This is a genomic window from Brevibacillus reuszeri (assembly GCF_001187725.1).
Classification (GTDB): domain Bacteria; phylum Bacillota; class Bacilli; order Brevibacillales; family Brevibacillaceae; genus Brevibacillus; species Brevibacillus reuszeri.
The window spans coordinates 188,753-215,023 of the sequence record NZ_LGIQ01000005.1; the positions used below are offsets into that span (position 1 = coordinate 188,753).

Annotated in this window: 26 protein-coding genes and 1 riboswitch; of the genes, 14 read left to right on the top strand and 12 right to left on the bottom strand. The window is 49.9% G+C overall.

Translation table 11 applies throughout. The features are described from left to right. The first annotated feature begins 57 nt into the window (after positions 1 to 57). The 4 genes from ADS79_RS04490 to ADS79_RS04505 all read left to right on the top strand — a co-directional run bounded on the left by ADS79_RS04490 (position 58) and on the right by ADS79_RS04505 (position 3,745). On the top strand, positions 58 to 711 hold the full coding sequence (locus ADS79_RS04490; protein WP_049737227.1) for an amino acid ABC transporter permease: 654 nt from the start codon (positions 58 to 60) through the stop codon (positions 709 to 711). Between the two features lie 15 nt (positions 712 to 726). Continuing rightward, positions 727 to 1,377: an amino acid ABC transporter permease gene (locus ADS79_RS04495; RefSeq protein WP_049737228.1), complete on the top strand. Its 651-nt coding sequence runs from the start codon at positions 727 to 729 to the stop codon at positions 1,375 to 1,377. Between the two features lie 179 nt (positions 1,378 to 1,556). After that, positions 1,557 to 2,828, top strand: coding sequence for a sensor histidine kinase (locus tag ADS79_RS04500; RefSeq protein WP_049737229.1), 1,272 nt, complete (start codon positions 1,557 to 1,559; stop codon positions 2,826 to 2,828). Further along, positions 2,825 to 3,745: a response regulator gene (locus ADS79_RS04505; RefSeq protein WP_049737230.1), complete on the top strand. Its 921-nt coding sequence runs from the start codon at positions 2,825 to 2,827 to the stop codon at positions 3,743 to 3,745. Before ADS79_RS04500 ends, ADS79_RS04505 begins: the two co-directional genes overlap by 4 nt. A 79-nt stretch (positions 3,746 to 3,824) precedes the next feature. On the opposite strand, the gene ADS79_RS04510 is transcribed toward ADS79_RS04505, so the two are convergent. The 4 genes from ADS79_RS04510 to ADS79_RS04525 are packed head-to-tail and all read right to left on the bottom strand — an operon-like array spanning position 3,825 to position 7,305. Beyond that, complete coding sequence (locus ADS79_RS04510; protein ID WP_141260918.1) at positions 3,825 to 4,550, bottom strand: ABC transporter ATP-binding protein; 726 nt, start codon at positions 4,548 to 4,550, stop codon at positions 3,825 to 3,827. 5 nt (positions 4,551 to 4,555) lie between these two features. After that, positions 4,556 to 5,362, bottom strand: coding sequence for an ABC transporter permease (locus ADS79_RS04515; protein ID WP_049737232.1), 807 nt, complete (start codon positions 5,360 to 5,362; stop codon positions 4,556 to 4,558). A gap of 18 nt (positions 5,363 to 5,380) precedes the next feature. After that, positions 5,381 to 5,989, bottom strand: a complete 609-nt coding sequence (locus ADS79_RS04520) for a nitrous oxide reductase accessory protein NosL (RefSeq protein WP_049737233.1) — start codon at positions 5,987 to 5,989, stop codon at positions 5,381 to 5,383. Beyond that, entirely contained in the window at positions 5,986 to 7,305 is a 1,320-nt protein-coding gene (locus tag ADS79_RS04525; protein WP_236699882.1) for a right-handed parallel beta-helix repeat-containing protein, read from the bottom strand. The genes ADS79_RS04520 and ADS79_RS04525 overlap by 4 nt, the downstream gene beginning before the upstream one ends. Positions 7,306 to 7,607: 302 nt before the next feature. On the opposite strand from ADS79_RS04525, the gene ADS79_RS04530 reads away from it, so the two are divergent. Then, a complete protein-coding gene (locus ADS79_RS04530) occupies positions 7,608 to 7,919 on the top strand; it encodes a hypothetical protein (RefSeq protein ID WP_049737234.1) in 312 nt (103 codons plus the stop codon). A gap of 264 nt (positions 7,920 to 8,183) precedes the next feature. Further along, positions 8,184 to 9,758: an FMN-binding glutamate synthase family protein gene (locus tag ADS79_RS04535; protein ID WP_049737235.1), complete on the top strand. Its 1,575-nt coding sequence runs from the start codon at positions 8,184 to 8,186 to the stop codon at positions 9,756 to 9,758. An 83-nt stretch (positions 9,759 to 9,841) separates the two neighbouring features. Here ADS79_RS04535 and ADS79_RS04540 read toward each other — a convergent pair whose 3' ends face one another. After that, on the bottom strand, positions 9,842 to 10,174 hold the full coding sequence (locus ADS79_RS04540) for a redoxin domain-containing protein (protein WP_236699883.1): 333 nt from the start codon (positions 10,172 to 10,174) through the stop codon (positions 9,842 to 9,844). 330 nt (positions 10,175 to 10,504) lie between these two features. Here ADS79_RS04540 and ADS79_RS04545 point away from each other — a divergent pair, with 330 nt between their 5' ends. Continuing rightward, entirely contained in the window at positions 10,505 to 12,589 is a 2,085-nt protein-coding gene (locus ADS79_RS04545; protein WP_049737236.1) for a TerD family protein, read from the top strand. A 183-nt stretch (positions 12,590 to 12,772) separates the two neighbouring features. Here ADS79_RS04545 and ADS79_RS04550 read toward each other — a convergent pair whose 3' ends face one another. The 7 genes from ADS79_RS04550 to ADS79_RS04580 all read right to left on the bottom strand — a co-directional run bounded on the left by ADS79_RS04550 (position 12,773) and on the right by ADS79_RS04580 (position 19,402). Continuing rightward, the gene (locus ADS79_RS04550) at positions 12,773 to 13,303 is read right to left on the bottom strand and encodes a cupin domain-containing protein (RefSeq protein ID WP_049737237.1); all 531 of its coding nucleotides are present in this window, start codon (positions 13,301 to 13,303) and stop codon (positions 12,773 to 12,775) included. Then, positions 13,282 to 14,091, bottom strand: coding sequence for an ATP-binding cassette domain-containing protein (locus ADS79_RS04555; protein ID WP_049737238.1), 810 nt, complete (start codon positions 14,089 to 14,091; stop codon positions 13,282 to 13,284). The genes ADS79_RS04550 and ADS79_RS04555 overlap by 22 nt, the downstream gene beginning before the upstream one ends. Continuing rightward, on the bottom strand, positions 14,088 to 15,059 hold the full coding sequence (locus ADS79_RS04560) for an ABC transporter ATP-binding protein (RefSeq protein ID WP_084765625.1): 972 nt from the start codon (positions 15,057 to 15,059) through the stop codon (positions 14,088 to 14,090). The genes ADS79_RS04555 and ADS79_RS04560 overlap by 4 nt, the downstream gene beginning before the upstream one ends. A gap of 15 nt (positions 15,060 to 15,074) precedes the next feature. Next, positions 15,075 to 15,965, bottom strand: a complete 891-nt coding sequence (locus tag ADS79_RS04565) for an ABC transporter permease subunit (protein WP_049737239.1) — start codon at positions 15,963 to 15,965, stop codon at positions 15,075 to 15,077. Positions 15,966 to 15,980: 15 nt separating this feature from the next. Beyond that, complete coding sequence (locus ADS79_RS04570; RefSeq protein ID WP_049737240.1) at positions 15,981 to 16,985, bottom strand: ABC transporter permease; 1,005 nt, start codon at positions 16,983 to 16,985, stop codon at positions 15,981 to 15,983. A 25-nt stretch (positions 16,986 to 17,010) separates the two neighbouring features. Further along, positions 17,011 to 18,630: an ABC transporter substrate-binding protein gene (locus ADS79_RS04575; RefSeq protein WP_049737241.1), complete on the bottom strand. Its 1,620-nt coding sequence runs from the start codon at positions 18,628 to 18,630 to the stop codon at positions 17,011 to 17,013. 61 nt (positions 18,631 to 18,691) lie between these two features. Continuing rightward, complete coding sequence (locus tag ADS79_RS04580) at positions 18,692 to 19,402, bottom strand: M15 family metallopeptidase (RefSeq protein WP_049737242.1); 711 nt, start codon at positions 19,400 to 19,402, stop codon at positions 18,692 to 18,694. 215 nt (positions 19,403 to 19,617) lie between these two features. After that, positions 19,618 to 19,832: riboswitch (cobalamin riboswitch) on the top strand. Between the two features lie 124 nt (positions 19,833 to 19,956). Between ADS79_RS04580 and cobO the strand changes: the two genes are divergently transcribed. From cobO to cobJ, 7 genes are read left to right on the top strand one after another with little or no spacing between them, the layout of a single operon-like run. Next, the gene (gene cobO / locus ADS79_RS04585; protein ID WP_049737243.1) at positions 19,957 to 20,505 is read left to right on the top strand and encodes a cob(I)yrinic acid a,c-diamide adenosyltransferase; all 549 of its coding nucleotides are present in this window, start codon (positions 19,957 to 19,959) and stop codon (positions 20,503 to 20,505) included. After that, entirely contained in the window at positions 20,505 to 21,611 is a 1,107-nt protein-coding gene (cobD, locus tag ADS79_RS04590; RefSeq protein WP_049737244.1) for a threonine-phosphate decarboxylase CobD, read from the top strand. The genes cobO and cobD overlap by 1 nt, the downstream gene beginning before the upstream one ends. Then, the gene (gene cobU / locus ADS79_RS04595) at positions 21,608 to 22,147 is read left to right on the top strand and encodes a bifunctional adenosylcobinamide kinase/adenosylcobinamide-phosphate guanylyltransferase (protein ID WP_049737245.1); all 540 of its coding nucleotides are present in this window, start codon (positions 21,608 to 21,610) and stop codon (positions 22,145 to 22,147) included. Before cobD ends, cobU begins: the two co-directional genes overlap by 4 nt. Continuing rightward, positions 22,144 to 22,884 carry an adenosylcobinamide-GDP ribazoletransferase gene (cobS, locus tag ADS79_RS04600; RefSeq protein WP_049737246.1) on the top strand — a complete coding sequence of 247 codons (741 nt, stop codon included), beginning with the start codon at positions 22,144 to 22,146 and terminating at the stop codon, positions 22,882 to 22,884. Before cobU ends, cobS begins: the two co-directional genes overlap by 4 nt. Beyond that, positions 22,881 to 23,480: a histidine phosphatase family protein gene (locus ADS79_RS04605; RefSeq protein ID WP_049737247.1), complete on the top strand. Its 600-nt coding sequence runs from the start codon at positions 22,881 to 22,883 to the stop codon at positions 23,478 to 23,480. The genes cobS and ADS79_RS04605 overlap by 4 nt, the downstream gene beginning before the upstream one ends. Positions 23,481 to 23,497: 17 nt before the next feature. After that, positions 23,498 to 24,457: an adenosylcobinamide-phosphate synthase CbiB gene (gene cbiB / locus ADS79_RS04610; RefSeq protein WP_049737248.1), complete on the top strand. Its 960-nt coding sequence runs from the start codon at positions 23,498 to 23,500 to the stop codon at positions 24,455 to 24,457. A 19-nt stretch (positions 24,458 to 24,476) separates the two neighbouring features. After that, entirely contained in the window at positions 24,477 to 26,243 is a 1,767-nt protein-coding gene (gene cobJ / locus ADS79_RS04615; protein ID WP_049737249.1) for a precorrin-3B C(17)-methyltransferase, read from the top strand. Positions 26,244 to 26,271: the final 28 nt, after the last annotated feature.

A 26,271-nucleotide genomic window follows, 5' to 3' on the forward strand; every position in this document is an offset into this window, starting at 1 on the left:
GTTGCAACTACCGCTCATTCCCTTATTTTCATACGCCAGAGGGGGTTCGTAACAGAGATGATTGATTTTTCAATCTTGACTAATCACTGGGATATGTATCTAGAGGGATTTGGAAACACCTTGAAGGCGAGCCTGCTCGCACTGATTGGCAGCTTTGTTTTGGGAACGATCTTTGCTATCTTCCGCATTTCTCCGATTCGCCCACTCAACTGGATAGGCGCAGCATTCGTGGAATTTGTCCGTAACATTCCATTGATCCTCGTAGTCTTTCTCTTTTTCGTGGGACTACCCTCTATCGGAATTAGGCTGAATCCATTTCTTGCGGGAACGATGGGCCTAACCGTATATACCGCCGCTTTTATCGCAGAGACCATACGTGCAGGAATCCAGGCCGTCCCGAAAGGACAAACAGAAGCCGCGCGTTCTTCAGGTCTGACTTATTTGCAAACGATGCGCTACGTCATATTGCCACAGGCGATTAAAGTGGTCATTCCTCCCATGGGCAACCAGTTTATCAATCTGGTCAAAAACTCATCTGTTTTGGGTGTTATTGCAGGACTAGATCTGATGTATTTCGGTGATCTGATCGCAGCTGATACCTTTGTCACATTTGATGTGTATATTTTCGTGGGTCTTTTCTATCTAATTCTAACCCTTCCGTTAAGCTCGTTCGTAAGCTATCTGGAACGACGCTTGGCGAGAGGGCGCTAACAAGGAGGGGACACCATGGACTTCATCGGAGCTTATACGCCAAGTCATCTGACCTTTCTCCTAGAAGGTTTCTGGATCACCTTGCAGGTGGCATTCCTATCGATTATCTTTAGCTTTGCGATTGCGATTGTGGTTGGGGTGCTTCGCTACGCTCGCATTCCGGTTTTCTCTCGCATACTCGCTACCTTGGTTGAGCTGGTGCGTAATCTGCCGCTGCTCTTAATCATTTTCTTCACGTATTTTGCTCTTCCAGAAGTGGGCATCAAGCTCGACAAATTTTATGCCGCGGTTCTGGCACTGGTTATTTTTGAGGCGGCGATGCTGTCTGAGATCGTCCGAAGTGGGTTAAACTCAGTGGAAAAGGGACAAATTGAAGCTGCACGTTCCTCTGGACTCAATTACGTGCAAACGCTCTGGCATGTCGTGCTGCCTCAAGCACTTCGACGAATGGTACCGCCTATCGTCAGCCAGTTTATCTCGCTGTTAAAGGATACTTCCCTGGCAGTCATTATTGCTCTGCCTGAGCTGATGAACCATGCACAGATCATCAACGGTCGCAACGTCAATTATGTCATTCCGACGTTTTTGCTCGTAGCGGTTATGTATTTCGTAGTCAACTATGCCTTGTCGATTGTCTCCAAGCGTTTGGAAAACAAGCACGCTTAAATTTTTCATCTGTGCAGATCTCCGATTCTTTGTAAAATAGGAATGGGAGATTTTTTCTTTACTTTCGAAAGGGTTCATTTCGCTCCAGCGATAAGAGCTGAAAGTATAGGAGAAACGAAGGTTTTCGCGATGGTAACGGGCGATGGGGCCGACGTTTTTCTACTCAGAAAGGGGCTATTATGCGCGAGCGTTTACTGATACTCTTCGTAATCATGCTGGCATCGGCTTTTTTCGGGGAAATGAAGGTGAATCCTTTGGGAGGTAGCTTTCGTTTCTCGCTGGGAATTGCCGCTTTCTTTTTCGGATTACTCTGGTTTCAGGCCGTACCTGTTCTTTTGACAGGTTTTTTGACGGGTACGTTCATTCTCGGCTTTCGGGTATGCCTCGATGTACTCATCGATTATCGGACGTGGGGAGAGAGCTTTTTTGTCCATCTTCCTTCTGCCTTTTTTTATTTCAGTTTTTCGCTCTTGATTTATTTCATCCGGGCGAGAAAGTATTTAGAATTTCCTCTATTAGTAGGCTTGATTGGGGCTTCGGTAGATTTTCTCTCCAATATCGTGGAGCTGCAAGTACGGCAAATTTTTAGTGATACACCGCTACTCACTTGGGAGAGCGCTTCCATGCTTCTTTTCTTCGGCGCTTTGCGTAGTTTTTTTGTCGTTGGTTTGTACAACAGCTTTTCGATCCGGCAGGTCCGAGCGGTAGGCGCGGTGCGTCAGCAAGAGCTGGAGCGATTGCGCATGATCAATACCGAACTGTATGAAGAAGCTTTTTACTTGCGGAAATCGATGACACAGCTCGAAGAAATCACACGAGAAAGCTATCAGCTATACACGCGGCTGCGAGAGTCTGAGCATGAGGAGTCACCTACAGCCCTCACGATTGCTGAGCATGTACATGAAGTGAAAAAAGACTCGCAGCGCATGCTCGCCGGACTGTCCAATCTCATGAATCAGGAAGGTCTGTCACCCAAGCTGCCGATAGCTGAGCTGTGTGGACTGGTGATTCGGGCAAATCAGAAGTATGCCGAAATGCTGGACAAAGAAATTGAATTTACGTGGAATTGTCAGGTGAAATTGTCAACGAGCCAAATCTACGCACTGCTTTCGGTACTGAACAACCTCGTAGCCAATGCAGTAGAGGCTATCAACAAAAATGGGCATGTCGAATTGCTTGTTGCGCTGGAACATCGTAATCTAGTGTTTCACGTACTGGATAGTGGACCGGGGATTCCACGCGATGAAAGAGAATGGGTTTTCCAGCCTGGGTATACGACGAAATATGATGCGCAAGGAAATTCATCTACGGGTATCGGACTTACGCATGCTAGAGGGATCGTCCAAAGCTTGCAAGGCAGCTTACGTATTTTGCACGATCGGGAAGGCATGACGCATTTCGAAGTGGAAATTCCAACCGATCAACTGCTCAGAAGGGAGGTCGTGTCGTGATCCGTTTTTTTCTGATTGAAGACGATGCGGTCGTGAGAAGAATGTTGGAGCGAATTATTCAGGATAGCGGCCTGGGGGAGATCGTAGGTCAGGCAAGTGATGGGAATCAGGTGTCGATTGATCAGCTGTTTGGCGTCGATGTGATCATCATTGACCTGCTGATGCCGGAGCTGGATGGAATTCAGACTATCAAAAAGCTCCAAGGAGAAGGCTTTGCAGGCAGATTTATCATGGTCTCGCAGGTGGAAAACAAGGAGATGATCGGAGAAGCGTATTTGCAAGGCATTGATACCTTTATCCAAAAACCGATCAATCGTCTGGAGGTCATGTCTGTCCTCAAACGAGTGGCGGATTACTTGTCTTTGGAGGCTTCGCTTTTAACGATTCGCAAGTCCTTGCAAATCCTCGATATAAAAGGAAAGCCGGAGTCAGCTGAATATGGTTCGAAGTCAGCCTCATTTTCTGAACAGGGTGGGGTAGCACAGCGGGCACAGCAGCTCCTGTTGCAGCTTGGCATTGCCAGTGAAGCGGGAGCGCCCGATCTGGTATTGATCATCCAGTGGCTGGCTCAGGAAGAACGCAGGGGAGATCAGCTGCGGGATATTCAGCTCAAGGAGCTGTACTCGCAGATTTTGCTAAAGCTGCACGGGACGTTGGATGAGCAGTCGATGGGAAAAGAAGTGCGTGCGATGGAGCAGAGGATCAGAAGAATGGTGCTGCAAGCCTTCAACCACTTGTCCTCGCTTGGTTTAACCGACTATGCCAACCCGACCTTCGAGCATTTTGCTCCACGCCTGTTTGATTTTCAAGAAATTCGCCAACGCATGCAAGAGCTGGAGGCAGGCGAAAAAACAACCAAATGCCGCATCAGCGTGCGAAAATTTTTATCTGTCTTTTTTATGGAAGCAAAAGCATAAGCCATCATACCCGAATACAAAAAAGGAAAAAACAGACCGCATGTACAAGTGAGATACGGTTTGCTTTTTCCTTTTTTAGTTAGACCTGCGCTTTTGAAAAAAGCTCTGAAAACGCCCCGTACAAACCCGCAGCTCCATACTGCTCCTGATATTCCTCAATTGGGCTGTCGCGCATGATTTTCCCGTTCATTAAAAAGATGGCACGGTCAGCAATCGCATCGGCTACCTGCAGCTGATGCGTGGAAAAGATAACGCTCTGACCCGCGAGCTTGATTTCCCTCACCAAATCAACAAACCCGTCCATCCAATATGGATCGAGCCCATTCGTTGGCTCGTCGAGAATGACGAGAGCAGGCTTGGCCAAGATCGCTTGAGCGAACAGCAGGCGCTGCTGCATGCCTTTGGAGAACTGGGAAACACGTTTGTTTCGATGCTCGTGCAAACCCACTGCTGCCAGTACATGATCTGCTTCCTCAGCGGAGCGACTACGAAGTGAGGCGTAGAAGCGTATCGTTTCACTAGCGGTGAGTCCAGGTGAAAAAGTAAAGTGATCGGGCATATAACCGATTTGCTGCAAGTAATCGACCCGATGATCGTTCCAGTTCAAGCCATTTAGCTGAATCGTTCCCGCCGTGGGACGCAAAATACCGACGATCATCCGCAGAATCGTACTTTTCCCTGCACCATTGCCGCCGCACAAAGCGATGACTTCTCCTGGCTCAATTCGCAGGCTGAAAGGATGTACGATCGTTTTCCCGTCGATCGTTTTTTCGACCTGATCGATTTCCAAACCAAATACGTCCACGTGATTCACCTTCTCTCCCATGCTTTGATGGCGATAAACATCGTTACGCCGATCCAGGCCAAGCAAAGTGCAACGAAGCACATATCTCCCAATGGCGAGTCGACCCAGTACATCCATTTGTAATACTCAGGTCCAAAGATCGAGCCTCCACCAAGTCTGGCAACGGAAAAGACACGGACGAACTCTGCCGGATTTAAAAGCGTGACGATTTGAAGAATAGGCTTGATCCACGTATACGGTACGAAGCTGAGCAGCGAGATGAGCAAGGTAGGCCAAGCCATTATATAGAAGAACCAGACGCTAACACCCATCGTCAGAGCTTGCCAACGATTCCGGCTCAATGCCCCGATCAATAGCGCAATCCCGAGAAACAACAGGATAATACAGAGCGAGAAAACAAACAAAAACAATAACGTCGTCGCTGAAAAGCTTTTTCCAAGCAAAGCCCCGACCAAGCCGGAAAGCCCATAGCCAAAGGATACGATTGAGACCAGGACAACCGCTTGCCCGAGATATTTTCCGAGTAAAAAGGAAGAGGTGGTCATCGCGTAGGTGGACAACAGCTGCCAGCTTCCCTCCTCCTTCTCCGCGGTAAGCGAAAAGGAGGAGAGGAGCATCGTCATGAGTGGCAGCAGGTACAAAATCAGATTAAGCATCGTGCCTGTTGTATACGTATAGCCTTGCATATAGGACTGAGACTGGATGACCAACAGCCCGAGACTAAACAGGGAGAACAGGGCCATAAACGAATATGACCAAGGATTGCGGAAGCCTACCTTCACTTCCCGTTTGGCAATCAGATTGATGTGCACGTTCTCCACGTCCCTTTACTAGTGTTTTGATTGAGTGCTGCTATCCGCTGCCGGAGTGCTTTCTGCATGGCTGTCGGCAGAGTGTCCATCCTGCTGATGCTGTCCTTCCGCCTGGTGACCCCCGTGATTTTGCGCATCAGAGGAATGCCCGTCCTTGTTCATATTCATATGACCGCTCATGCTGCGTTCCCATGTATGGTTTTTCAGGTCAGTTACAGCACCTTTTTTCTGCTCCTGCACGAAAGATTCTGCGGCTGCCTTATCTTTAAAAGAGTAGATGCCATAGCTCATCGGAGTCTTGAAGGTTGCGTCGTATGCATAGACTGCCTGATCGGCTTTCATCCATTCAGCGGTGTAGTAATCACGGACAAACTCAACATCTACCTGCTCTGTGCCATTTTTCTCGGTCCATTCATGCATGCAGCCAATATCATCAAATTTCAGGACCTTCCCATCTTTTAGGACGATCTCGGTCGCGTTGTGGTCGTTAGGGACATGCATGTGACAAATATCACATTTGTCGACGCCCTCAGCGATGTCAGCAGGCTGTGCTTCCTGTTTGCCGCAGCCCATCATCATTAAGCTAATTCCTACAATTGCACCTAGTGTTGTTACCCATTTTTTCATTGTTTTTTCACTCCTGTATAAATAATCGTACCGCTTCCGAGCAATAAGAGTGCTCCTAAAATACCTGTTACCCAGCTGCTGCTGCCCCCGGTATCACTGGATTGCGAATCGGGTGGATTCATCAGCGGAGCTGCATCGCGAATCGTTATGCCCGTTCCATTGGTAAAGAGTCCTTCGAGAAAGACAAACCCTGGCGCCTGGAAAAATAGCTGATAGGGAGGAACGGCATCCGTCAGCCCAAGGTAAAAGGGATTCATTTCATAAGGAAGGTCGCTGCGGTTATCCCCGTCAACGTCTAGTCCCTGCAGATTGTCCCAGTAGTTTCCGTCCAGACGGTCAGTTGTACTGTCTTGAGCTTGTGCCTGAATGACGTTTGATACAAACACATTCTCAGTAAGCACATTGTCACGGGAATTGAGGAGCTGCATCCCGATAAAATTGAGCTTCAGCTGATTCTGCCGGACTTCAATTCCCTGGGATCGTTCCAGATAAAGCCCGACCCGATTGCCCTCGATCTGATTTCCTTGCAGCTTGGAATTCGTCACCTCATAGAGGAGAATTCCTTGCGAGTTAGGGTTTTTTTGCTGCTTGAGAAGCTGATTGCCTAGAACCGTAGCTTTTGTCGTCTCCATCAGCATCGCGCCGGTCACGTTTTCACTCCCGGTATTTTCCGAAAGGATGGTGTCAGATGTCCCCATGAAATGGTAGCCATACCGCGATTTCTCGACGTGATTTTGTGTGATTTCATTGCCATTGCTGCGCTCCACATAAATACCGTCAAATGCATTTGTGACTTGATTGGATACGATCCGGTTCTGATGAGAATCGTACAAGTCGATTCCATTTCCCTTTTGCGCGATTTCGTTACTCTTCGGTGTCTCCTGGCCTTTTATCAGGTGCTTGCTGTGATCATGTCCAGCATCGTTTCCTGTGCCTCTCTCTTTTACCTTGCCGATGACCTGAATGTTGTGAAGGGTATTGGAGCTGGCCTGACGTAGCTGTATGCCTGTACTCATCGTCTCGATGACGATATTCTCCAATACGTTTTTATTGCCCCTGATTAATAAGGTTGCGTCTTCACTGTTAATCCGTTTGTCCACGATTTTGATTCCCTGGATCGTGACCTTGTCGCTTTGGATCGTGACAGCAGCTTCTTCACTGGGATTGGTAATTTTCACATTCCCGTTTGCCAGCAGGACGAGGGGCTTGGTTATGCGTATCGGTCCTTCATAATCCCCCTCAGGGATGGTGATGGTATCCCCGGGGCGAGCCTGATCAAGCATCGCTTGCAGGGTAGTGGGTTCTGCTGCCCTCATGCCAGCTGGAACCAGAAAAACGATGAGAATAGCCATGCTAGCCAGTGACAGTTCGCGGAAAAAACTGCGGCGTTTCCATCTCCGAATCAGGGTTCTTCCCCCTTTCCGCTCCTTGTTTGAGCCACTTTTAGCATAGCAGTCCGGGATTCATTTCGGATGACTCAACCGGGCTATAAAACGTGTCAAAAATCGCAACGATTTTACAAAAATGGAAATGATGAGCGAAAAATACGAGTTGGCAATCTGTGAGGAATCGGTTCATAATGAGGAGAAATTGTGACAGCTGGAGGGGGAGACGAGGCATGGATGCGACGATCGAAAAGGCACTACATACGATGCTGGAAAATTGGGAGCGTATGAAAAAGAGCCACGAGGATGACGCCGAGGATGATGCAAACACATTCGAGGCTTCCTTTTATCAGTTGATGGAGCGTATTCGCGAATGGTTTGGACAGCTGGAGGCAAAGCCAGCGACATTGGATGATGCCTTACTGTTGCCCGATATGGCTCAGCTGGAGGAACAGCTGCCTGTGGAAATCCTGTTGAACTTCGAGACAGAGCTGGAGCTGATCGTAGAAGGAAAGACGAGGATTGAGGACGAGAAATACGACTAGTGGTATACATAGGGGATGTAACAAAATCACCTTTCATGAAAAAGGGGCAACCGAAAGCAAGGGAGACTGGCTTTCTGGACTGTCTCTTTTTTTATTGCAAGCAGTCAGACTCGTCAGGAAGCAGAGCCTTATCGCCTTGCATGAATAGCCGTATAGGTGGTTGAAAAACCGAAACACGTGAGAATGCCGAATGAGAATTGGAAATGGACGTATTCTATGTATAGGTAAATCATGGACACCTGCGTTTTGGGAGGGAGTAGCAAGATGACAAATACGATTTTGTTAGTCATTGTACTGATCGTAATTGTTTTGCCACCGCTGGTCTTTTTGAGTTATATGTACATGTTGTCGAAGCAGCCGAAGCATTCCATCATTCGCTCACATCCGTTTTTGGGGTGGGTGCGTTATTTGCTTGAAAAGCTTGGCCCGGAATTTCGCCAGTATTGGTTTGACAACGATACGGAGGGCAAGCCATTTTCCCGTGCAGACTTTGTTGGTCTTGTCTATGCAGCAAAATATCGGACGGATCTGATTTCATTTGGCGGCAGACGTGATTACGAGAAGCCGGGCTTTTATTTGTCCAATGCCATGTTTCCCAAATTGACAAGTGAGCTGCGGGTCAATAACGAAAAGACTGTTCCGGGTAAGAAGTATGTCATCACGGACGAGGGATTGTTTACTCGAAGGGAAAAATTTATATCGGGGGAAGTGTCGCCTTGGCTTTTGCATGATACGGATGTCATTGTAGTTGGCGAAAATCGTCGGCATCCTTGGCGGCTGTCGGGCATGTTCGGTGCTTCTGCGACTTCGTATGGGGCAGTCGGTGAAAACTATATTTTGTCTACCGGGAGCGGAGCGCATATGGCTGGCGGCTCGTGGATCAATACCGGGGAGGGCGGAGTGGCAGAGGTGCACCTGTCTACAGGCGTGGACATCATTTCGCAGATCGGTCCTGGCATGTTTGGCTTCCGCGATGATACTGGCCATTTTTCAATCGAAGAGTACAAGCGCAAGTCGGAGATTCCAACGATCAAGGCATTCGAGCTGAAGTTTCATCAGGGGGCAAAAATCCGGGGCGGACACCTCGAAGGCTCGAAGGTCACGGAGAAGGTAGCGGCTGCCCGATTGGTTCCTGTCGGAAAAACGGTGAATTCCCCCAATCGCTTTGAGTTTTTGACCAATCCCGAGCATGCCTTGCGCTTCATCGGAACATTGCAGGAAGCAGGGGGAAAGCCAGTCGGGGTAAAAATTGTCGTGGGCGATCCAAAGCGACTTGAGCCGTTCTTTGCGAGCATGCTGGAGCTGGATATTTATCCTGATTTTATAACGGTTGATGGCTCAGAGGGTGGCTCTGGTGCTACCTTCAAGGCGATGGCAGATGGCATGGGGTTGCCGCTCTATCCAGCCTTGATCATCCTCGACGATACCGCGAGGAAGTTCGGGGTGCGTGACCGGATCAAAATCTTTGCTTCTGGAAAGCTGGTTACACCAGACAAGGTAGCGATTGCGCTTGCACTGGGTGCAGACTGCGTCAACTCGGCACGTGGCTTCATGATGGCGAACGGCTGTATCATGGCAATGCAATGCCATACAGGAAAATGTCCGACAGGGATTACGACAACCGATTCCAAATACCAGGAGGCGCTTGCTCCAGAAGAAAAACAGTGGCGTGTCATGAACTATATTTTACAGCTACGAGAAGGCTTGTTTTCATTGGCTGCGGCCTGTGGCTTGGAAAGTCCGCGAGAATTGAGGCGCGAGCATGTCGTGTTTACAAACGAGAGCGGAGAAAGTGTGCGGGTAGTCGATTTATTTCCGTATCCAGCAGTGTCGAGGTAAGGTCATAGCTACGAACAAAAAAGCGGGTGGCAATCAAGTGCCCCCGCACGCAGCGGGGCTTTGCTAGCCTCGTCGAGCACACCTTAAGCGAGAGTAGCTTCCTTGCTGTAATCAGAAGCGAGCGGGAAAGAGAGGGGGCCGATTCCTTCACTGGATCTCATCCAAGCTTTGTGCGTATGGATGCTGTCGCCGCTCACGCCAAGCACTTCGACATTCAGGTCAGTGAACTCCTTGATTCTCCGGTTCAGGCTCAAAATTTCCGTTGGGCAAACCTTGGAAAAGTCAAACGGGTAAAAGAACAAAAGAAGCCATTTGCCGCGATAGTCTACCAGGCTTTTTGGCAAAGGAAAGCCGTTGTCAAAGGTAACCGTGTCCATCGTAAAATCAGGTGCAGGAAGTCCAATGCGTGCTGTCATCGTAATCTCTCCTCGTTTGAGCTATCATATATGTAAGGTTCTGGTATTAAAGTAGCATGGAAAATAATTATAATCAATATTAAATTAAAATAATTTTNTTTAAAATAATAACACTTTACGTACAACCAAAGAAACGTTAAAATGGGTAAAAATAACAAAGTTCATAAAAAATCAGGCTATTGTACACCTTCCTTCTAATCCAATTGAGCTATAGGGGTACTACTTTCCTGATTTTTTTTATACCCAAATTACGTGCAGCCCGGGCAAGGTCAAAAGACTGGTCGTAGCCAGGCTACTGCTGTAACGAAGAATGGATGGGTGCTTGCTCTTATGAAAAATCAAGTGTACCTTTGGCGGAAAAATAAAATCGTGGTAGAGAAAGGGAGCAATGAGCTGCCTGTCTCTTATTTGGCTGCGGCCTTACGCAATATCGAGAGTCTCGGTTATACGTTTTCTCTCGAGCTGCTGGAGAGAATCCGGACATTATCAGAAGGCGAGTTTTTCGCGCTGTATTCCACAGTCGTATCTGTACTTAAGGAAAAGGTAGGGGCATCCAGACGCTTCAAGCCGATGTATCCGAATTTCCCCAAGCAGGTGATGGAAGCAAACGATGGAGAGCTTTATCTGCAAGCGATACGTCATTATTTGACATGGCAGCTGCCCGTGCATGAGGTGAAAAAAAGACTGCCGCTGTTAAAGGAATCCCGATTGAAGCTGATTGAACTGGGAACGGATGAAGAGCTTTTGCAGGTAGGAATGAACCTGTTGCGTGCGAAAAGCTCGTTATCTGTGAAAGACAAAGAGGATTTGGACGTGTTGCTTCAGGAGTGTACAGGAATCACTGAAGCCTTGCCACCGGAAATCCCGCACAAAGAAAATGTCGCCATCGTAGCAAGTATTTTGCTAAAGCATGACAAGCTCCCAGCCGATTTTTTTGCGAACTACTGCAAAACAGCGACCGACGTGCTGCGAATTGCGGTAGCACTATCCGACGGGGATGTGAGTCTGGCTGCACCGACCAAATTCCGCAAATTCAGACGCTCTGAAAGGCGTTTGCTCCTGCGATTGCTTGAAGCCAGTCCCAATCTAATCGAAGATATGCTGCGCTACAAAAATCGCTGGATTCGTCTTGGAGAAATCTTGCACCCATTTGAGTATCAGGATCGGTATCCAAAAACGGCAGAAGCGTTTGACGCATTACGCAACAATCATAAAATCGAGACGATGGGCAGCAAGGTCGAGCAAGCTTTGCTTTATAGGAATGTAGACGAAGCTGTACAGCTCCTCGGTCAGCGGCCGGGGGAGTTCGCCCGCAGATTGGACCATATGCTTCGGATATCTGAAAATGGGGAAGTCGTGCTGGAGTCATTTGCAAAGATCGCTGCATCTGTATCCACACCCGTGCTGCTGCAGGTAATGAACCATTTCGTCAAAAGAGAAGCTTACGGAAAATGGCGAACCTTTTTTCCAAAAGGAGAAGTGGCAAAAGTACAGGCAATCCCAAATACGCTTGTGAGTCTGGAGGAACCTATCCGGCAGAAAGCGGCAACGATTTGCCGCGAGGTGCTTTTGCAGCGGTTTGCAGCTTTGCCGTCACTCGGAAAAGTCTATATGGACCCGCGCCTACATGAACATCTCGTCCCGTTTTCCCAGCGTTCAGCGAGCAAGGCGCTTCGTACGCTGGTTCGTGGCTCCAGAATTGCGATTCCAGAGGGTGGAACCATCCGCTTTTTTACATGGTGGAGGGAAGGGCAAGTAAACGGTGTGCCAACAGGTCGCGTCGATGTCGATTTGTCAGCAGTACTGTATAGTGCGAAATGGAAGTACCTGGAGCATATCTCCTATACCAATTTGCGCTCTGCAAAGTATCAGGCATACCATAGCGGTGATATCGTAGAAGCTCCCAATGGTGCCTGTGAATTTATTGACTTGGATATTGAGTCCATCATCCGGTATGGCGGGCGGTATGTCGTGATGTCGCTGAATTCATTTACCAATCAGCCGTATTGCGACTTGCCGGAATGCTATGCAGGCTGGATGATCCGTACAGAGCCCCAGTCAGGCGAAATTTTTGAACCGCAGACTGTTCAGGACAAGGTCGATCTCGCTTCCAATACTTCGATCAGTATTCCCGTCATACTCGATCTGGTAGAACGTAAAGTGATCTGGACAGATGTCGCACTGCGCTCACACCCACGCTTTGTCAACAATGTAGAGGCAAACAGTGGTGGAATGCAATGGATGGGGAAAGCACTGACCACGCTGGTAAAGCCAACGCTCTATGAGCTATTCTCGCTTCACGTCGAGGCAAGAGGCACACTGACAGATCAGGAGGACAACGCAGATACCGTCTTCTCGCTGGATCGTGGAATCACACCGTTTGACACCGAGATCATCATGGCCGATTTTTTATAGACCTTGTAAACTTGTAAAAGAAATGCGTAAAAGCCAGCTTTGTTGAGCTGGCTTTTTACTACGTCATTACGTTTTTCAAGGAGCCGTGCAGGAACGACCCCTGAGCAGAGGATCCAAGAAGCTGGAGTGTTTTTACCCTTTTCTGTTCCTCCACAAAAGCTACTCAAACCACTTATCTAAAAGCTATGTCGCCCGCGCCCAAATCGCAAGCGAGACGGTTTTTCCCGGATTAATAAATCGGTGCGGAGCCGTGCTGCTGAACCCAATGCTGTCACCCTCGTACAGATGGTATTCCCTCTCTGCCAAAAGCACCTTCAATTCTCCCTGCAAAATGTAGCCGCATTCCTCACCAGAGTGCGAGATTTGCTCCTGCTCCAGCGTTTCACCTGGCTCAATCTCGATCAGCAAAAACTCAATTTTTCCTTCTTGCAGGGGAGTGAGCACATGGTATTTCGTCATCGTATTTTTCAATTGAATGATCTTGTGCATGCCTTTGCGAATCAGAGGCTCATGGTCATCCTTTAGTCGAAAGAAGTGATTGATCGGAACATCTAGGGCAGAGCATATTTTCCAGAAGGTGCCCACGGTAGGGTCTACCAATCCACGTTCGATCTGTGAGAGGAGGCTCATACTCAACCCAGTCTTATCTGCGAGATTTTGCAACGTCAATTGCTTTTGTTTACGGATTTCTCTTAATTCTGCTCCGTTAAACATGTCGTATCAACCCTCTTTGCGTGAAGACTTGGAAGTGAGGACAACAATGTTTTCGTGTACGCATCCTCGGGATGAGAAAAAATATCCGCGACGCTTCCTGTTTCAACGATCCGTCCCTGTTTCATGACGGCCATGCGGTCGCACATATAACGGATGACAGCCATGTTGTGTGAAATGAAAAGGTACGTAAGATTGCGCTCACGCTTTAGCTCTTGGAGCAAGTTCAGGACATGTGCCTGAACAGAGACATCGAGTGCAGAGGTGGGTTCATCCAAGACAACAAAGGCAGGGTCGGTAATGAGTGCCCTGGCGATAGCGATGCGCTGTCTTTGTCCACCGCTGAATTCGTGCGGATAGCGGTTCAGATGCTCCACTTTAAGGCCTACACGTGTGATCAGGGCATGTAGCTTTTCTGTACTTCCTTTTGCTGCCCGTTCGGCAGGGGGGAGTGCCAGCAGCGGCTCCGTAATTATCGCCTGAATCCGCATCCGCGGGTCCAGAGAGGATTGCGGGTCCTGAAATACGATTTGCATTTCTCCTGGCTTCAAGCGGGAAAATTTGCTTCCTTGCCAAAGCGGACTTCCTTTATAGAGGAGGGAGCCACTTGTGGGATGCTCCAGACCGGTGATCATTTTCCCCAGCGTACTTTTCCCCGACCCGGATTCTCCAATTAAGCCGAATGTTTCACCCTGTGCGATAGAAAAGTCAACCTGTGACACAGCGAGGAAGCTTTGCGAGCCTTTCTTATATTCCTTGCTAACACCTGATACCTCTAGTAATGAATTCATCCGGTTTCTCTCCCCCAGCACGATACTTCATGTGTAGCTGACCCCATCTGTGCAAGCTCCAGGGTAGGGTGATCCTCGAGACAAATAGGTAAGGAGCGGGTGCAGCGGGAAGCGAAAACGCATCCAGGTGGTCTGTTCCGCAAATCAGGTGATTCTCCGGGGATAGCCAGGAGCGGTTGATCCGGAGTCGCCAGATCGGGTAGGGCACCGATCAATGCCTTGGTATAGGGATGCTGCGGCTTTTGCAAGACTTCTTCTGTCGTCCCTGTCTCTACGACTTCTCCCGCATACATCACCACAACACGCTGGCAGACCTGTGCGACGACTCCCAAGTCATGTGTGATAAGCATAATCGAAGTGCCGCGCTTTGCAGCCAGGTCCTGCATGAGCTTTAGAATTTCGCTTTGAATCGTCACGTCAAGCGCGGTCGTAGGTTCATCAGCAATCAACAGATCAGGCGGAGCGGACATGGCGAGGGCGATGACGACCCGCTGCCGCATCCCACCACTCAGCTCAAACGGAAATTTTCGTGCAACGAGGTGCGGTTCGTTGATCTGGACCTCTGCGAGGCTGAGCACAGCTTGCTGGTACGCTTCCTTGTACGAAATCTTTCTGTGGCGATGAATGACTTCTGCGAGCTGGTCGCCAATGCGCATCGTAGGATGCAAGGCAGTCATGGGCTCCTGAAAAACCATGCCGATCTCTTTGCCACGAAGTGCCTGCAGCTCTTTCTTTTCGAGAGAGAAGATGTTTCTTCCTTTATAGTGAATCGAGCCTGATGAAATCGAAGCGTTTTTTTCCAAAAGTCCAAGGATCGTCAGAGCGGTAACGGACTTGCCGGAGCCAGATTCACCAACAATCCCGACGATTTCTCCTTGCTTGATGGAAATGGATACATTTTGCAGCGCTTTGATTTTATCCTGCATGGATGAAAATTCAACTGTCAAGTTTTTGATTTCCAGCAGCATACGCTTGCCCTCCTTTTAAGAACGGTTCGCTTTTGGATCGAGAATGTCCCGAATTCCATCACCGATCAGATTAAAGCCGCAGGAAGCAAGGAACAGTGCCAGACCAGGAAATGTTGGATACCACCAATAATCGAGCAGGTATTTCCAGCCGATACTGATCATTGCGCCCCATTCCGGGGTCGGAGGCTGTGCACCCAAGCCGAGGAAGCCCAGGGTAGCGACTAGCAGAATCGCGTCGCCGATATCCAGTGTGACCTGAATGACGACGGGTGAGAGAGCATTCGGAATGATGTGACGTGCAATAATACGCCAGGGCTTGATCCCGAACGTAACAGCGGCTTTCACAAATAGCTTTTCGCGTAAAGATAATGTTTCGGCACGCGCAAGCCGCACATACACGGGAATTTTGATAATCGCAATGGCGAGCATCGCATTTTGCAGATTCGGACCGAGAGTGGCAGCGACCGCCATAGCCAAAACGAGTGAAGGAAAGGCAAGCACGATGTCCATGAAGCGCATGATCGTCTGATCCAGCTTTCCTCCGAAGTATCCAGAGATGCAACCGATAACGGTACCAATGAGTCCTGCCCCAAACACGACTGAAACCCCTACGCCCAGCGAGAGACGAGCGCCGTACAAGATACGAGTGAAAATATCCCTGCCAACCTCATCTGTACCAAACCAGTGATCGCTGCTTGGTGGAGCAAATCGCTCAGCGATATTGATTTTGGTAGGCTCATAGGGGCTGATAAAAGGTGCAAATAAAGACAAGACCAAAATAATCAAAAGAAGCAACAAACCAAAGAGAGTCAGCGGGTTTCTGCGGATTTTGTACCAAAAGGGGTTGACCGCTTTCGTTGCTGTCACTGCTCTTCCATTTTCCGTTTTCGCAGCTATGCCAGACACAAGATGGCCCCCTTTCTATTCCTTGATTTGCGGATCAAGCGCGTAATAAGTGAGATCGACGAGCAAATTGATGATCACATAGCCAAACGAGATGACAAAGGTAAAGCCCATGATTGCCGGGAAGTCGAGAAAGGCGATCGATTCCACGACGTATTTGCCCATGCCCGGCCAGCTAAATATCGTTTCGGTCACGACTGCTCCGCCTAAAAGTGAGCCAAACGAAAGACCGACAACGGTAATCGTAGGAATCAGGGCATTGCGCAGGGCATACCGGAATAACAGAACAGGTCCGTGAATTCCGTTTGCGAGCGCTGTACGAATATACTCTTGACCGAGAACCTCCAGCATACTGGCGCGCACTTGTCTGGTGACGATGGCAAGCTGGGCAAAAGCAAGCGTGCAAGCAGGCAGAATGAGATGCCACAAGCTGTTTGTAAATGCGGCCCAATTGCCTGTCAAAAGGCTATCGAGCAAATAGAGCCCTGTAATAGAGGGGGGTGGTGTAATCATCAAATCAATCCGACCGCTGGAAGGTAATAAATTGAAAAATTTGTAAAAAATCAAAATGCCGATCAGTCCACTCCAAAAAACAGGGGTGGATATACCAGCGATCGAGAAAAAGCGTCCGGCATGATCCCAGTTCGTATCTTTTTTAACTGCGGTGAGAATACCGATCGGAATCCCGATAACAATCGCAATGACAAAGGCAGTTAAGGCAAGCTCCAGCGTAGCAGGGAAAAACTTGATCAGATCATCGACGACGGGCTGTTGTGTGCGAATGGAATTGCCAAAGTCACCTGCAACAAGTCCCTCCATGTAGGTAAAATATTGGACCCAGACCGGTTGGTCTAGGCCCAATTGACGGCGGACTTCCTGCAGTGTTTCCTCACTGGCTCGCTGCCCCACCATCATTCGTGCCGGATCTCCAGGGATGACGTGTGAGAGGAAAAAGGTAATGAGCGTCACTCCCAAAAGGACCAGAACGAGCATGGCGAGTCGTTTGACGATGATTTGTCTCATGAGGAAAGCACTCCTTCAAGCGGCTTTATTTGGACATTTCGGCCAGGTTGTAAATGCCCTCCAGCATCGGATTGTAAACAAAGCCTTTGACAGACTTGCTTACCGGAAGCAAGAAATCCTTTTGATACAGATAGAGGTATGGCGCTTCATCAATCACGATTTTTTGGGCTTCTTGATAAATTTTTTCGCGTTCTGCTTTATCGTTGATAGACGCGGCCTTGCGAACCAGCTCGTCCACCTTGTCATTTTTATAGAAGGCACGGTTGCCGGCGAGACCGAAGTTGTTGGAATCAAACCAGTAGTTCATAAACATGTACGGATCACCGAAGTCAGGGCTCCATACACCCATGGCGAGATCAAATTCGCCTTTGTCGATCATTTCGCGGGAAGTTGCGTAGGCGATTTTTTTCAGGTTCAGCTTGACGCCGATATCCGAGAAAAAAGCTTGCAGGGTCAGCGCTTCTGTTTCCCACCATGCTTTGTTGTCCGAGTACAGCAGGTCGATGCTCAGGTTGGTCGCCCCGGCTTCTGCCAGCAGTGCTTTTGCTTTTTCTACATCGCGCTTGTATTGGTGTGCGGATTCGTCGTGTCCCCACAGACCTTTTGGAATCGGTCCGCGCATTTGGGTAGCGAAGCCTTCCTGTACAGATTCGGTCAGTGCGTCGTAATCGATTGCGTAGCTGAGAGCCTGGCGTACCTTTGGATTTTGCAGGGCTGGGTTACCTTTGGTGGAGTTGACGTAGATGTAATCGACAAACAGGCTAGGCTGCTGCAAAACTTCCAGGTTTGGTTGATCCTTGATTGCTTTGAGCTGTTCATTCGGGATGCCTTCGGCGATGTCGATCTCGCCTTGCTCTAGTTGTAGGCGTTGGGCTGTTGAGTCTGGGATGATTTTAAAGAAGATGTTTTGCAGTGCGGGTTTGACAGAGGAGTTAGGGTTTGGAGTAAGCTTGATGTATTCGCCTTTTCTCCATTCAGTAAGCTGATAAGGGCCGCTGCCCATGGTGTTGTTTGAGAGGAAGTTTTGGCCAAGGTCACCGTTTTGCTCTTTTTCCATCACCTTCGGATTGACGATACCGCCATAGTTGGCAGCCAGTGTGGAGAGAAACGGCGGGAAGTTCTGGGAAAGAACGAATGTAACACTTGTTGGTGAGTCTACTTTCACTTCTTTAATCACGCTGTAGACATCTGCCGGACCTTTTTTGATTTTGAGTATACGGTCAAAGGTGAATTTGACAGCTTCAGCGTTGACAGGTGTACCGTCAGCAAAGGTGTTTCCTTCGGCAAGGGTGAACGTCCAGTTGAGTCCATCCTCGCTTACCTTCCAATCCTTTGCCAATCCAGGCTTTACTTCTGTGGTGGCTCCGTCGTACTCAACGAGACGCTGGTAGGTCGGATACGTAATTTTCCAGGCACTGTTGTCGAAGGTGACGGCGGGATCTAGTGTGCCTTGGTCGGCGGTGATGCCTACGAACAGGGTGTCAGCCGGAGTTGCCGATTTTGCCTGCGAGGAATCTGCCGGCTTGTTTTCCGCTGGCTTTGCTTCGCCTTGGGATTGACTTGCAGGAGTACTGCTACAAGCTGCGGTTAGCATGGTGAGGATTAGCAGAAGGGTAGTGAATAAAAAAGACCAGCTACGCTTCAATGAATTCGACCCCCAAATGTAATATATTTAATTATTTTTTAATATATTGCAAAAATTCTATTTATTCAACTATTATTTTTTCCATGGACAAAATGCCGCCATAGATCGGTTTCTGGTGCATTTGCTGTCCCCAATTGCGTGTTCCGTATTCAAAATGCCACCATTCTTTTGCGTAGTTGACGAAGCCTGCACTGGTCATGAGGTGGTAGAGCAGACGACGATTGTCGCGGATTGCGATTTCTTTCTCTGTTGGATGCAAAAGCTCTTCAAAATGCCTCGTCGCGGCTGCTTCAGTGAAGTCGTCGAAGCCTGTTCCCATATCCAGCCAGCCAGCTGGCCCGGAGATTGTCAGATCAACGGCACCCCCGGAAAGATGGGGCGAGGGCTTGGAGATATCCGTCGTGGGCGGAGCGACGAATTTGCGCAGCTCCTCGACGAGTGCGGCGCCGTCTTGCCAGCCGCGCATAAGCAATGAATGACGAAAGCCATCATAAAGCGATGCTTGTACCTCAAACGAACGCCAGCCGTCCAGCACAACCAGCTTATAGCCTTCAGGCAGCTGATCGGCAGCGGAAACGAGTCTTTGTGCAGCTTCTTTTCGCAGGTACGCTTCTGGGGTTGTCCCCGCATACCCTTGGGTGAAGTAAGCAGGATAAACCGTGATTCTTGCAGATAAAGTGGAGAGCGGGATCATTTCCTCACCGCATTCTCTCACTGGAAGTGTGTCTGGGAGGATGTGATCTGATAGTTTCGGAATGGGGAGAGATACCATAAAATTCACCTCCTTTGGATGGCTTTGGCAATATGGTAGCGGAAAAAATGTTTTTAGTAAATTGTAATTTTATTTAATTTTCTGCAATTATGTGTTTGTGGGGTAGAAAAGTGTTACTTTGCACACCAGTTTTGCTTGTTCCACAGCTTTTGCTTGAATCCCGACCAGCATTTGCTATTATTAAAACAAGTGCTTGTCATAGAATGAAAAATGAATTGAATACGATACAAACAGGTCCTTGTTACTGCGAAAAAGCTCCGGTAGCAGGGTTAAAAGGGAAGATTGGTGAAAAACCAACGCGGTCCCGCCACTGTAAGAGAGTAGCTATTCTTCATGGCAACGGCGCCATCCACTGCCCACAAGGGTGCGGGAAGGAGAAGAATAGCGATGATCCTCAAGCCAGGAGACCTGCCTGTTCTTGTTTTTGCACTGCATTCCTTCGGGTTAAAGGAAGAGGTGAGGATCGGTGAAGTATGCTATCCACACGCTTTGTTTTCCTTTCACGCTAAGAGGAGAACAAGGCGTTTTTTTATTTCGATGAGGGGGTGGCTTTGATGAGTCAGCAAGACAAAAAGCGGGGCTTGCTTTTGGTTTATACAGGTGATGGCAAGGGGAAAACGACAGCAGCTATCGGGCTGGCTGTGAGAGCGACCGGCCGTGGAAAAAAAGTATTGATGGTTCAGTTTATTAAATCGCCGGAGCGCACATATGGAGAGAAGATCATCTTTGATCGTCTTGGGATCGAAATTGTGCAAAAGGGTGTCGGCTTTACGTGGACAAAGACTCCGGAAGAGCATCGGGCAGCTTTGCAGGAAGCGTGGAGCTTTGCGCGTGAAAAGCTGATGGGCGGAGAGTACGACGTAGTCATTTTGGATGAGCTGAACAATGCGCTGGCAATCGACCGTTTTCCAATCGATGATGTGCTGCCACTGGCAGATGTCTTGGAGACGATTCAGAGTCGTCCGCGTCACATTCACCTCGTAATCACAGGACGCAGTGCCAAACAAGAGATCATGGACATGGCGGATTTGGTTACCGAGATGAGACCGATCAAGCATTACTATGATGAGGGAATTCCAGCTGTGCTGGGGGTCGAATTTTAATGGGCATACTCGAAACCTACGGGCACGGCGGGGATCTGCTGTCCGCAGCCCAGCGCTTTGGTGTAGCCCAAGGCGATTTCCTCGATTATAGCGCCAATATCAATCCACTGGGAATGCCAGTTAGCGTCACAGAAACGCTGCTGGCTTCATTGTCTGCGGTAATCCGTTATCCGGACCCTGGACATCGTTCGTTTCGCCATGCATTAGCTCGGCGTCTCGGACTCCCCGAGGAATGGCTGCTACCGGCAAATGGAGCAGCAGAAGCAATGGCGCTGGCGATTTTGGGCCTCAAGCCGCAAACCGTTGGTGTCGTGTATCCATGCTTTTCCGAATATGAGCAACTTTCCAAGCAGTTTGGCGCACATGTGATCGGCTGCTATGGAAAAGAGGAAAATGGCTTCAAGCCTGACATGCGCGAGCTTCACCGCCTGTTTGAGCAGGCGGATCTGGTATTTATCGGGTCGCCGAACAATCCTACGGGGATTTTGTATGAACCAGATGAGCTGGTACAAATTGCGCAGTGGGCCACCGAGACAAACACTTGGTTGATTGTGGATGAAGCGTTTCTCGATTTTGTCGCAACGGAGCGGCAATTTACGCTAGCGACACAGCTGGAGCAGTATCCGCGGGTAATTTTGATGCGCTCGATGACAAAAATGTACGCGATTCCAGGCCTGCGTCTCGGCTATGCGATCGCGCATCCAGACGTGATCAAGCAGATGCGCGAGAAGCAGGTGAGCTGGAGCGTCAATTCGCTGGCACTGCTCGCAGGAGAGCTATGCTTGCAGGAGCATGTGTACGAGGAAAAAACACGTGCGCTGGTTGCCAAAGAACGAGCCTTTCTGTCGGAGATCATTACACATGAGCTGGGCTGGAAGGTATGGCCAGCAGAAGCGAATTTTCTTTTGCTTCGCTCACCGAAGCATTTGCCAGCAGAGCAATTGCAGGCGCGACTTGGCAAAAAAAGAATCCTGATCCGCAGTTGCGCGATGTATCCGGGGTTGACTGAGCACGATGTGCGGATCGCAGTCCGCAGTCGAGAAGAGAACGAAAGACTGATTGCTGCTCTGCGCGAGGTCGCTGCGGAAGGAAGTGGACACGCTTGAGTCTGATTGTAGTAACCGGCGGTGTCCGTTCGGGTAAAAGCCGTTTTGCCGAGGAGCTGGCGGCAGAATCAGGTAGACGTGTTCTGTATGTAGCCACAGGTCAGGCCTGGGATGCTGAGATGCGTACCAGGATCGAGCTGCACAAAAAACGTCGTCCAGATGACTGGGGCTGTGTCGAGGTAGGCGAGCGCTTATCTGATTATACAGACGCAAGTGCTCATTACGATGTCGTACTGATTGACTGTCTCTCGACTTGGGTCAGCAATCGGTTAATGAATATTTCGGAAGAAGAATGGCGCAGCGAGGAGCATACAGCGGCCCTTTTGCAGGAAGCAGAGGCTTGGCTGGGGCAGGTTCAGGCATCCAGTCAAACCGTTATCGCTGTCACAAGCGAGGTCGGGCTGGGTGGTGTCGCCATGAATCGACTTGGAAGATGGTTTGCTGATGTGCTCGGAGATGTCAACCAGATGAGTGCGCAACAAGCGTCTACCGTCTATGCCGTCTTGTCGGGAATACCGTGGAGGATCAAGGGATGAATGCTTTTTTTCACGCTATCGCCTTTTTTACCCGAATCCCTGTCCCATGGCTGCGACCATCTGAAGCTGCCTGGAAAAAGAGCGTCAACTGGTATCCGGCTGTCGGTGTAGTGATTGGGCTTTTACTATGGGGTGTGCATCAGGCAAGCGTGCACTTGTTTAGTCCGTGGCTCGCTGCCATTTTGACGCTTGGCGCTTGGGTTTATGTGACAGGCGGACTTCACCTGGACGGCTGGATGGACTTGGTGGACGGACTTGGCAGTAGCAGGCCGCGCGAGCAGGTGCTCGCAATAATGAAGGACAGCCGCGTGGGTGCGATGGGCGTCATAGCTGCGATTCTGCTGCTCCTGATAAAAGCGGGAGGTGTAGCAGAGCTGGCGCACCCCGGCTGGGGACTATATCTGCTTTTTGTACCGTTTGCCGCCCGTACACATGTATTGCTATCGATTCGGCTATGGCCATACCTATCGGTAGACAAAGGGATTGGAAAAGGAATCAGTGAAGGTCTATCCGCTTTCTCGGTGATCGTTAGCTATGTGCTTTTGCTCGGGGCTGGCTGGTTCTTAGGCAGCTGGCAGGTAGTGGCAGCGATCGTGATATCACTCGTATTTGTTCTCTTGTTTTCTCGCTCCGTCGCGAGCAAGCTGGGCGGGCTAAATGGAGATTGCTACGGAGCCGTCATCGAAAGCAGTGAGGCTGTGATGCTTCTGGTACTTGTAGGGAGCTGGTGGGCATGAATTTGATCTGGGTCCGGCATGGCGAGACGGAAATAAATCGACAGAGCCGCTATTTGGGGCACAGTGACGTACCGTTACATGAGCATGGAAAAAGACAGGCTTTGGAGCTGGCAGCGCGACTCCTGCACATAATCGAGCTTCCCAAAGCATTGTATACAAGTGACCTGCTTCGCTGCATACAGACCGCAGAACCGCTATCAACAGGATGGCAGCTGCCGGCGTCGACTGTGCCTGCCCTGCGCGAATTGTCGTTTGGAGAATGGGAGCTTTTGACCTACGACGAGATCATGCAAAAGGATGCCGAGCGTGCTACGAGCTGGTATGACGATCCTTTCAGGGAGTGTCCGCCGCAGGGCGAGAGCTTGGAGCAGCTGGGCAATCGAGTGGATACTTGGCTAGGTAGTATCCTGCGAGATTCGGAGCCTTCAGAGGCTGAAACGGTCGTGATCGTGACACATGGCGGGGTGATCCGCTGGGTTCAGGCAACATGGGTACTTCAAGACCCGAGTGCGTACTGGAAAATGGACGGTTTGAAGCACGGGGAAGCACTGTTTATGAGCTGGGATGGGCAGCGACTGATACAAGATTTCCTGTAGGGTGAGAGAGGGACAACATGACTGAAATATGGATACTTTGTGCTGCCTACCTGATTGACAGGGTAGTGGGCGATCCGTGCAGCCTGCCCCATCCCGTCGTCATTATGGGCTGGTGGATTACACGACTGGAGCGTGTCATTCGGGCAGTCGTCAAACAGGAGTCGCATCTGAAAATAGCAGGGATACTGTTTCCACTCCTGATCGTTTCAGGCAGCTATATGGCGGTTTGGCTCCTTTTGTGGGGGGCGTCATTCGTGCACCCGCTGCTCTCGTGGGCGCTGGCAGCCTGGCTTTTGTCCACGACGATCGCGACCAAAGGACTCGCGGATGCAGGCATGGAGATTGCCCGTCACCTGCTCGCCGGCGATATGGTGGCGGCCAGACAATCGCTATCCATGGTTGTGGGCAGGGATACAGAGAGGCTGGATGAACCACAAATTTGCCGGGGAGCTGTGGAAACGGTTGCCGAAAATATTGTGGATGCGATCGTCTCTCCGTTGTTTTATGCCGCGATCGGTGGTGCTCCGTTGGCGATGGCTTACCGAGCAGCGAATACACTGGATTCGATGGTTGGCTATAAAAATGAAAAATATCAAAATCTCGGCTGGGCATCTGCCCGCTTTGATGATGTATTGAACTACATACCTGCACGACTGACAGCAGGGCTATTGATTGTAGTGAGCTATTTGATGCGTCTGGATTGGAAGCAAAGCTTGGCGATGATGCGTCGCGATGCGCATCTTCACCCGAGTCCGAATAGCGGCTTGCCTGAAGCGGGCGTAGCCGGTGCTTTGGGAGTCCAGCTAGGCGGGCTCAATTACTATCAGGGAGTGCCTTCGAATCGGGCGAAGCTGGGGGACGCGCACAGACCGCTTAGAGCGCAGGATATCAAGTCGACGGTCCATATGATGTATTTTGTTTCGTTGCTTTGTCTGGTTGTATGTGTAGCCATTGCAGCAATGATAAATAGCGTGTGAGCAAAAGGGGGAGGACCTAATGAGCGGCAAATTGTTTGTGATTGGATTTGGCCCGGGGAGCTTTGAGCATATCACCAAAAGGGCTCGGGAAGCACTTCAGGAAAGTGATGTCATCATTGGCTACTCGACGTATGTGGACTTGATCCGAGGACTGTTGACCGATCAGGAAATTGTAAGTACAGGGATGACCGAGGAAGTGACGCGTGCGCGCGAAGCGGTTCGCCTCGCTGAGGAAGAAGGCAAAAAGGTAGCCGTTATTTCCAGTGGGGACGCTGGTGTGTACGGGATGGCGGGACTGGTCTATGAGGTACTCGTGGAAAAAGGCTGGACCGAAGCGACAGGCGTACCGATTGAAATCGTGCCGGGGATTTCCGCGATCAACTCCTGTGGAGCAATCCTCGGAGCGCCGATCATGCACGATGCTTGTACGATCAGTCTGAGTGACCACTTGACTCCGTGGGAGCTGATTGAGCGGCGGATTGATGCAGCAGGAATGGCTGACTTTGTGATCGCCCTGTATAACCCGCGCAGTGGACGACGGACTCGCCAGATTGTAGAAGCGCAGCGAATCCTGCTTCAATATCGCTCGCCAGATACTCCGGTCGGTATCGTCAAAAGTGCGTATCGGGAACGGGAGCACGTCGTCATTACCACATTGGCGCAAATGCTAGAGCATGATATCGGCATGCTGACGACTGTGATCATCGGGAATACATCGACATTCGTATACGATGGCAAAATGATTACTCCGCGCGGATACCAGCGCAAATATACGCTGTCGGCAGATGAGCAGCCACTGAAGCCTCATCAGCGCTTGCGGGTGGAAAACGAGCCATGGTCTCTGGAGGCAACAACTGATACGCTCGGGTCCACACCAGCGGCTCCTGCTGCCCCGGCAAAGGATAGACCCGTGATGGTCGAAACAGAACCGGCAAAAGCGGCTCCGACCAGCTCAGCTACAAGTACAGCTGTGTTGGAAGCGCCACCAGCTGTAACGGAAGAAGCAGTGGCTCGAAGGGCGCAGCCAGCCCCATTTGACTGGGCAATGCAAGCACTGAATGCAATCAACGCAGCCAAAGGAATGGCCACAGAGCCTTCTGTGAAAGCTCCTAATCGTCCGGTTTCCTCATTCCAACCAGAAATGATTTTTGAAGTCGCAATAAGCCCGGGTGTGGCCAACAAAAAGATCACGCCGCAGCAGATGATGGCGATCGCAGAGGTGGCAGGTGAAAAAGGGGAAATCGAATATACCCCGCATCACCAGATGATTTTGCGTGTTCCTACATCCGACCCTAATTATGTGACGGGAAGACTGCGCGAACTGGGGCTGATCTTAAGCCCAATCGGGGACGTTTTGCAGGTGAAGGCGTGCGACTTCTGCGACGGAGAGAAAAAGGACAGTATCCCGTATGCGGAGGAGCTGGCGCAAAAGCTGGGCGGCAAGGAAATGCCGAAGGAAATGAAAATCGGCTTTAACGGTTGCGGGATGGCATGCTACAGAGCGGTACAAGAGGATATCGGAATCGTGTTCCGCAAAGGCAAGTTTGACCTGTTCCTCGGTGCCAAAACAGTGGGGCGCAACGCTCACTCAGGTCTTCAAGTAGCGGAAGGGATTCCAAAAGAAGAAATCGTGCCACTCGTCGAGCGAATCGTTGCACGGTTCAAAAAAGAGGCATTTCCAAATGAGCGGTTCCACAAGTTTTTCCAACGCGTGGGTGTAATCGAAGGCTACAAATGGCGTGAGCCTGCTAAAGAAGAAATCGAGAACGCGGCTTGCGGAGACTAAGTTCAATCCAGTAATCCATAACCGATAA